The 1,754-nt window shown below is 73.4% G+C and carries 1 protein-coding gene and 1 pseudogene; both read right to left on the reverse strand.

The window, feature by feature from the left end; translation table 11 throughout:
* A partial coding sequence (locus D7V93_RS42605) for a TIGR02270 family protein (RefSeq protein WP_120648634.1) occupies nucleotides 1–1,498 on the reverse strand: 1,498 nt, incomplete at its 3' end.
* Nucleotides 1,482–1,754 (reverse strand): annotated as a pseudogene (locus tag D7V93_RS45640) (DUF2345 domain-containing protein); the annotation flags it as partial. The pseudogene D7V93_RS45640 and the gene D7V93_RS42605, both read right to left, overlap by 17 nt.

A 1,754-nucleotide genomic window follows, 5' to 3' on the forward strand; every position in this document is an offset into this window, starting at 1 on the left:
CCATGATGCGGAGCACGCCCGCGCGGCCGGCGGCGCAGCACTCCGCCGCGTCCTCCCCCAGCGCCGACACCATGCCGATACCCGTGACGGCGAGCGCCTCGGACGAGGGAAGCGCCGGCCGCAGGCGCGGGGGAGCAGGGGGGACGGGCACGGGGCGTCTACTGGCGGCGGCCCATGGCGTGGACAGGGTGCGGAACGGGCTCTCCAGGTTCCACCTCCTGGCGGAGTCGCGCGCCGCGTGGAGCTGCGCCCGCTGCAGCCCGCTGAACGCGCGCGTCTGGACGAGGTGCGCCCCGCGGCTGCGGAGCGCCACCTCCAGGGCCATGGCGTGGCGGCGCCTCAGGGGGACATGTTCGAAGGACTCGAGCAGCCACTCCCCCTTCAAAGGACGGCCCAGCAGGTAGCGGCCTCGCGGCTCCAGCCGGTGCGCCGTTTCTCTCCACCACTGCCGGACGGCCTCGGGGCGTGCCCGGGGAAGCGCTGGCCCGGCGGGGCGCGCGGGCTCCTCGTCTTCCTCCTGCTCCCCGGGGAGCAGGAAGGGCCCTTCCAGCGCGAGCCCGGTGATGGCGCCGAACGCCTCGGCGGCGCTTCCCCCCGACTCCGGGTCCGCGAGCAACTCCAGGCAGGCCTCCGCAGCCTCCATCCGGCCGCTGAAGCCCAGCGCCCAGAGGGCGTCCGCCATCACTTCCGGACGGCCGAGCTGCTCCAGGACAACGCGGAGATCCGAGGTCTCGCCTCCCATGGCCAGCAGCAACAGCGCCGTGCGGCGGGGGGCTTCCGGAAGGACGGCGAGCTGCCGGCACCGGGCGAGGGTGAAAGTGGGCTCGATGCCCAGCACGAGGCCGGTGATGAGCGCTTCGTCCTGGACTCGTGGGTGTGGGGACTCGAGCGCGCGCGCCAGCAGGTGCGGGCTCACCGGCCCGAAGGTGCTCCGGGCCACGCGCAGGGCCGCGGAGGCGACCTCAGGGGCCGGGTGGGCGAGCCATGGAGACAGCTCGGTGCCCGCCTCCACGCCCCAGAAGCCCAGGACCTCCAGTGCCGTGGCCACGAGGGCCGGGTCCTCCTGCTCCAGGAGCTTGCGCACCGCGGGCACCCGGGCCGGCAGGGCGCTCACCTCCAGGGCCCGCTGGAGCCAGGGGCGTGGAGCGGGCCCCCCAACCACGAGTGCCTCCAGGACCTGATGAAAGGGGGCGTCATCCGCGGACTCCGGGGCGAGCAGTGCCAGCGCGGCGGCTGTGACGAGCCCGGGATCCGTGTCCGCCAGGGCCGGGGTGAGGAACTCTTCCCGCACTGCCGATCCCCCGAGAACCAGCGCGTCGAGGTGAGCCAGCAGCCGCCGTTCGTCGATGTCGTGCAGGTCCCCGAGGGTCAACCGCGCGGAGTCCAGTGAGGTCTCCCACTGACTCCAGAGGAACGCCGCTTCGTCCAGGTGCTGCGCGCAGACGCTTCGCTGGATGTCCGTGAGGGTGGGGACGGGGACCTCAGTTGATCTGGACATTGCCGCCCTTGATGCGGTTCAGCCCCGTCGCGCGCGTTTCGACCTGAACCCCGCGGATGACCACCTGGCCGTTGCGGCGCAGGGTGATGCTCGACTGGCCACAGCGGAGGACGATTTCGTCCCTGGCCTCGAGGACGACCCGCTGCCCGTCGACCGTGGTCTCCAGGGGCTCGGCGGGCGTGGGGAGGGCGAGCAGGGCATCCAGGTGGGGCGTCGTGCTGGTGGGCTGGAGCAGCCCCATCAGCAAGGGCAGCCG

Source organism: Corallococcus llansteffanensis, from assembly GCF_003612055.1.
Lineage (GTDB): Bacteria > Myxococcota > Myxococcia > Myxococcales > Myxococcaceae > Corallococcus > Corallococcus llansteffanensis.